Annotated in this window: 3 protein-coding genes; all 3 read right to left on the reverse strand. The window is 70.5% G+C overall.

From position 1 onward, the window contains the following. Nucleotides 1–2284: thioesterase domain-containing protein (locus tag AB0O00_RS25820; protein ID WP_363655575.1), on the reverse strand; the 2284-nt coding region annotated here is incomplete at its 3' end. A gap of 37 nt (nucleotides 2285–2321) precedes the next feature. After that, nucleotides 2322–5648, reverse strand: a complete 3327-nt coding sequence (locus AB0O00_RS25825; RefSeq protein ID WP_363655577.1) for an amino acid adenylation domain-containing protein — start codon at nucleotides 5646–5648, stop codon at nucleotides 2322–2324. Nucleotides 5649–6018: 370 nt separating this feature from the next. Beyond that, a partial coding sequence (locus tag AB0O00_RS25830; protein ID WP_363655579.1) for an MATE family efflux transporter occupies nucleotides 6019–6759 on the reverse strand: 741 nt, incomplete at its 5' end.

A 6759-nucleotide genomic window follows, 5' to 3' on the forward strand; every position in this document is an offset into this window, starting at 1 on the left:
GCACCAGGTGCGCGCACGGCTGGTAGGCGTTCTCGTACCCGAGGTAGCCCGTGCCGAGGCTGATCGCGCAGCCGACGGTGAGACCGAGTCCGAGGCCGCCCTCGTCCTCGGGCCGCTCGACCGCGTCGAGGCCGAGGTCCGCCAGGGTCTTCGCGAGCGCGTCGCGCCGCTCCGGCGAGTCCGCGAACAGGGGCGCCACCTTGACGCCGGCGCCCACGGGTTCGAGGACCTCCAGGACGGTGTCGACCAGTTCACCGCCGAAGCGGTGCAGGATCGCCAGACAGCGCCGGGAGCACTCCTCCTTGAGGTCCGCCGAGATGGTGGAGAGCATCATCTCCGACGTGCCGGCGGACAGGGTGAGCCCGGGCGACTCGGTCAGCCCCGAGAACAGCTCCTCGTGGACCAGGTCGTCGACGCCGGCCGCCCGGCCCAGCGTGCTCCAGCGGCGGAGCACCTCGTGCCCGACCTGCTGGCAGGTCTCGCTGGTGTACAGCTTGGCGACGGCGGTGTCGATCGCCTTGACGTCGGCCCGCAGGAAGACCTCGGTGGCCGCCCGGGCCAGGGTCGTGGCGCACTCCACCTGGCCTTCGAGCCGGTCGAGGCGTTCCAGCGTCCGGGGCCGCGCGGTCGTCCCGCGCAGCGCCCGCAGCCAGCGCGCCGCCCGGACGACGTGGTCGATGCCGGTGCGCTCGATCGCCAGCGCGCCGTCCAGCAGGGCCCAGCCGCGGCCCTCCTCGCCCACCCGGCGCCAGCTCTCGACCTCGACGTCCTGGAGGCGTACCCGGCACATCTTCTCGCGCTGCACCGTCTCGACGAGCTCGACGCTCACGCCGTCGGCCGCCAGGTCGATGACGAAGAGCGAGATGCCGTCGTACTTGTGCCCGCCCTGCCCGGTGCGCGCGGCCACCAGGGCCGAGCCCGCGAGGTCGCTGTAGATGCTGAACACCTTGACGCCGTTGAGGACGTAGCGCTCGCCGCGCCGCTCCGCCTTCGTGCGCAGCGCGGCGAGGTCGCTGCCGGCCCGCGGTTCGCTGTAGAGGACGGTCGAGAACTCCTCGCCCCGGCTGATGCGCGGGAGGAGTTCGGCCTTCAAGCGGTCAGAGCCGGACTTGAGGACGAAGTTCCCGACGATCTGCACGGTGAGGGCGTAGACGAGGTCCGGCAGGCCGGTCGCGCAGAAGCCCTCGAACAGCTCGATGGCGAGCCGCGTCGGGTGTCCGCCACCGCCGAACTCGCCCGGCCAGTCGGGTGTGAGCAGTCCGCGCCGGCCGAGCTCGCCGTACGCCTCGGTGATCGCGGCCGCGTCCATCCGCCGTGAGCGGACGACGAGTTCGCGCCAGTGCGGGGTGTCCACGAGCTTCGCCAGCGACGCGTGCAGATCGTTGTCGGCGGGTTCGTCGGCGGGCTCGGCCAGTACGGGCGCGGGCAGTGCGCGCGCGGCCAGTGCGGGCTCAGGCAGTGCGGGCTCGGGCACGGCGGAGGCGGGGGTCACGGTGGCGCGGTCCTCCCTGATGATCCGTTCGATCGAGGCGACGTTGCCGGCGTCCCCGAGCAGCGTGTAGTGGTCGCCGGGCAGGTCGTGGACGTGCACGCCGCCCGTGGTAGCCGCGCGCCAGTCGGACTTGAGCGACTCCACGGCGCGCACCGAGACGACGTCGAGGTCGCCCGGGGTCGGCCGCCACTCGCCGACGAGCCGGCGGTTGTGCGCGAAGATCTCAAGCCGCTCGGTGAGCGTCTCCGGTTCCAGGTCCAGCAGCGCGGCGGCGTCCTCGGGCGTGTCCGCCGTGACCTCGGCGTCGCGCCCGCTGACCCGCAGCACGTCCTGGAGGAAGCCCCGCACCGCCTCGGCGGGCGACCACTTCGCGACCTCCCCGACGGCCCAGGTCGAGTCGAGGAGCACGAGCTCCGGACGCTCCCCACGGGCTTCGAGCAGGCAGGCGATCTCCCAGGCGAGGGCGCCGCCGAACGACCACCCGCAGATCACGTCGATCTTCGGGGCCCGCTCGCCGAAGCCGTCGATGTACCGCCGGGCGAGCTCCTGGACGGACCCGGCCGGCCCGCCGTCGGCGAGCGTTGCGGACGACGCCTCCAGGCCGAGGCACCGGTGGTCGGCGAGCCTGCGGACGAGCGGCTGGTAGGCCAGCAGACTGCCGCCCACCGGGTGGACGAACAGCATGACCGGGCCGGGCCGCGCCGGACGGTTCAGTTCGATGAGGTTGGTCGTGCCCGCCGTCGCCGCTCTCGTCCGGAGAAGGGCGTTCAGGCGGTCCCCTTCACGTTGCATCACGCGTTCCCTGCCGTTGCGGTCCATGTCCGGGCGCTCACTCGGCGAGGAGTCGGGAGACGTCCTCTTCGGTCATCTGCTCGATGACCTGCTGGAGCTCCTCGGGGGACAGGCTCGCCAGCCGGGCGCGCTCGACCTCCAGGGCCAGGCTCTGCACGCTGGAGTCCGCGAAGAAGGCGGCCAGCGAGACGTCGGTCGCGAAGATCTTCTTGATCTTGGAGATCAGCTGCGCGGCCTGCAGGCTCGTCCCGCCCAGGTCGAAGAAGCTGACGTTCTTCGCGAAGTCCGTGCGGCCGAGGATCGGGCCGAACGCCTGGGTCATCATCTTGCGCTCGACGTCGGTGAGTTCGTCGGCCGTCTCGGCCTCGACGGTGGCCCCGGCGGCGGGCAGCGCCCGCTCGTCGATCTTGCCGCTCCCGTTGATCGGGAGCTCGTCCAGCAGCACGAACGTGCTCGGCACCATCGTGGACACGAGGTGCTTGCGGCAGTGGTCGCGCAGCGCCGTCTCGGTGACGTCACCGGATCCGCCGGTCGCGCAGTACGCGACGACCCGCTTGGTGTCCTGATCCTGCTGGACCCGCACGAAGACGTTGCGCACGCCGCGGGCGGCGCGGATGGCGCTCTCGATCTCGCCGATCTCGATCCGCACGCCGTTGATCTTGACCTGCTTGTCGGCCCGCCCGACGTACACCAGGCGGCCGTCGCCGTTGTGCCGCGCCAGGTCGCCGGTCAGGTAGACGCGCGCGGCGGGGTCGCCGACCGGGTCGGGGATGAACCGCTGCCGGTTGTCCTCGTCCCTGTTCCAGTAACCGGACGCCAACCCGACGCCGCCGATGGCCAGTTGGCCGATCACGCCCTGGGGCACCGGCACGTTCCCGGCGTCCAGCACGTACGCGACGTGGTTGTCCATCGGAGCGCCGATGGGCAGCGCCGCGGGCGCCGACGGATCCTTCAGCTCCTCGACGATGCTGGTGACGGTGCACTCGGTCACGCCGTACCCGTTGAAGATGCGGCGGCCCGCGCCCCAGGCCCGCACGAGCTCGTGCGAGAAGGCCTCGCCGCCGACGAAGACGATGCGCAGGTCGCGCAGCGGCGCCGGGTCGAGCAGCTTCATGACCGACGGCGGGAGGTCCGTCACCGTGATGCGGTGCTCCTCCAGGAACCGCTGCACGCCCGACATGTCGAGACGCAGCGCGGCCGGCACGAAGTGCAGCGACGCGCCCGTCAGCAGCGCACCGAACATCTCGAAGACGGAGACGTCGAAGCCGCACGACGCGTAACCGAGGAAGCGGTCCTCGGGGGTCAGCTCGAACAGCGTCCGGACGTTCCGGATGAACCCCAGGATGTTGTCGTGGGTGACGAGCACGCCCTTCGGCGTCCCCGTGCTGCCCGAGGTGTGCATCAGGTACGCGGTGGCGTCGCCCCCCGCGACGGCTTCGGGAGCCGATGCGGCGCCCGTCGCGTCCGTCGCGTCGGTAGCGTCCGTCGTGTCGGTAGCGGCGGTCGCCTCCGGGAGGTCGGCCGGCAGCGGGAACTCCAGCCCGGGCGCGACGCCGACCGTCGTGGCGTCGCAAACCACGCGCTGCAGCGCGGCGTTGCCGATGATCGACTCGATGCGGCCCGGCGGGTTCATCGCGTCGATCGGCACGTAGACGGCGCCGAGCGCCATCAGCGCGAGGACGGTCGCCGCGAAGTCGGGGCCCGGTTCGAGCGCGACGCCCACCCGCTCGCCGGAGCCGACGCCGTGCGCCGCGAAGTGGGCGCGGAGCGCGTCCGTACGCCGCAGGAGCTCACCGTACGTCAGCTCCGCACCGGGGGTGGCGACCGCGAGGCGCTGCGCGTGCTCGTCCGCGACGGCACGGAAATGCGAGAAGACGTTGCCGGTCGGCGCGGGCGCCTCGACGCCCTTTCCGAGAATCGCCTGCACCGCGCGGGATTCCTCGTCGTGCTCCCACGACTGCTCGATGCTGACGTCCGGCAGGGATATCGCCCGGCGCAGGATTCCGACGAATACCTTCTGCATCGTGGCGATCGTCGCCGCGTCGAAGATATCGGTGTTGTACGCGGTGTGGACCTCCAGGTCCACACCCTTCTGCGTGACCGTCCAGGACTGGAAGAACTTCGCGTGCGTGGTGTCCGGCTCGGTTTCGACCGTGGTGATCCCGTCGAGCCGCAGCGGCTCCGCCCATTCGTTCATCGTCAGTGTGTACTGGAAAAGCGTGGAACGCGCGGATTCGCGTTTCGCGCCGGCCCCGGCGATGATCTCCTCCAGCGGGAGCTGGCCGTGCGCCTGGCCGTCGCGGAAACGGCGCTGCACGTCCGCGAGGGATTCCCGGAACGTCGCCCCCGGGTTTATCCGGCAGCGCAGCGGCAGCATGTTGATGAAGAAGCCGATCGTCCGCTCGCATTCGACTTCGGCGCGGTTGGCCGTCGGCATTCCGAAGATGACGTCGGCCGAGCCCGAATACCTGCTGTAGAGCGCGGCCATCGCCGTGGCGTAGACGGTGATGGGCGTGGTCGACAGCGACGAGGCGAGTTCGTTGACCTGCGCCGCCAGACCGGGCCAGGTGCTCACCTCGGCCGCGCCCGCGTCCGTCGCCTCGGGCGGGAGGGGGCGGTCACCGGGGATGTCCATCACGTCGACGCCGCGGAGCGTCTCGGACCAGTAGTCCACGCTCTCCTGCCAGGCCCCCGCGGCCATGCGCTTGCGCTGCCAGAGGCTGAAGTCGGCGAACTGGACGGCCGGCGGCTCGATCTTGGGCAGGGTGCCGGAGCGCCGGGCGTTGTACTCCTGCTCCAGTTCCTCGAAGAAGATCGAGGTCGACACGCCGTCGAAAACGATGTGGTGGACGACGAACCCGAAGTAGTGCAGACCGGCCCCGACGCCGACGAGCGAGGCCCGCCACAGCGGAAACTCCGTCAACTCCAGTGTCGTCTCGGCGAGCCCGGCCATGATCCGCTCGGCTTCGCCCTCGGTCTCCACGGAGATCCGCTCGACGGCGATCTCGGGGTTCTCGACGATGCCCTGAAAGTATTCGTCGTTCTCCACGAGCACGTACGTCCGCAGTGCCTCGTGCCGGGTGACGATGCTCCGGAATGCCTCGGTGAGGGCCTCGACATCGAGGTCGCCCTCCAACCGGAACAGGAAGGGGACATTGTAGGTCGACATGCCGGTCCGCAACCGGTCGACGAACCATAAGGTGTTCTGGGAATGGGAAAGAAGAATGTTGTTCCGGTCCTGGCGGGGACGCGGCCCCTCGGTGATCTTGGCGCGTGCGCGGGCCAGGATTCCGGCGAGCGACTGCTTCTTATCCAATGCGGTACTGTCGTGCGCTGAACTCACACAAAGCTCCCTTGATGTCACACGGCGATCAAAAGCAGCAGTTCTGCGGTCATTTCAGCAGTGCAGGCGCGGGGGTCGAACAACTCGAATGGGTGTTCCGACCCCGCAGCATCCTGCCCCACTTGACTCAAGGAGGTCAAGGTCAAACTGACCAGAGATCGCACTCTCGGGTCCACTTGAGTTCCATGGGGGCAAGGAGGGTTAGAACCCCTACTCGTTGGGGTACGAATGCCCGCCATCCACAGGCGATGACCTCGGCGAACCCGGTCCGCGCAACGCCTCCGCGGCGAGCGGACGACGGGGGGCGCCGACGGCAACGCGGTTACTCTGCATGACGCTTCGGTGACTCTGCATCATCCGGTCGCGCCTGCCCGGCAAGTGCCCCAACCGCTTATTCGGCGGCAACTCCCGCCCCCGGAAAGCGCCTTGGACGAAGAACGGCCTGAGCCGGACCGCGCCGGCCTGCGGCGGCATCGAGGGCAACTCCGGGGTCGGGATGGCCACTTCGGCCACTTCGGCCGCTTCCGCCACTACGGTCACTTCGGCTGGTTCGGTCGGTTCGATGTCCGGATGTGGGCGGTGTGGTGCGGCGGCGGGTGAGCATCCGAAGGAGTGCCAGCTGGACGACCGCTCCCACGGTGAGCCCGGCCCACACGCCGTTCACCCCGAGCGGCCCCGACAGGACTGCGGCGGAACCGAGTTGGGCGGCGAGGCCGAGCGCGACGGAGACCACCAGCGCCCGTCCCGCGCCCACCGCCTGGTGCACACCGCCGAGAGCGACGACGAGGGCGTACGGCAGTAGGTAGGGCGCGGTCATGCGCAGGAAGCCGGCGGACTGCGCGGTCACGGCCAGGTCATCTGTGAACAGCCCGCTCACCGGACCGGCGAGCAGCACGGCCGACACGGCCGCCCCCGCACCGAGGACCGCCGCGAACCGGCCCGTGGCGTGGGCGAGTTCGCGCAGCTCGGCTCCCCCGCCGGCACCGACGAGCCGGGCCGCCTCGATCGCGGCGGCCTGGCGCAGCGCGTAGAACGCCATCGTGACCACCAGCAGGACGCGGTAGCCGATCCCGTACCCGGCGACGGCCGACACGCCGAAGCCTGCGACGAGGGCGAGTTGGGCCGTCCCGAC

The organism is Kitasatospora sp. NPDC093558, from assembly GCF_040683475.1.
Taxonomy (GTDB): Bacteria; Actinomycetota; Actinomycetes; order Streptomycetales; family Streptomycetaceae; genus Kitasatospora.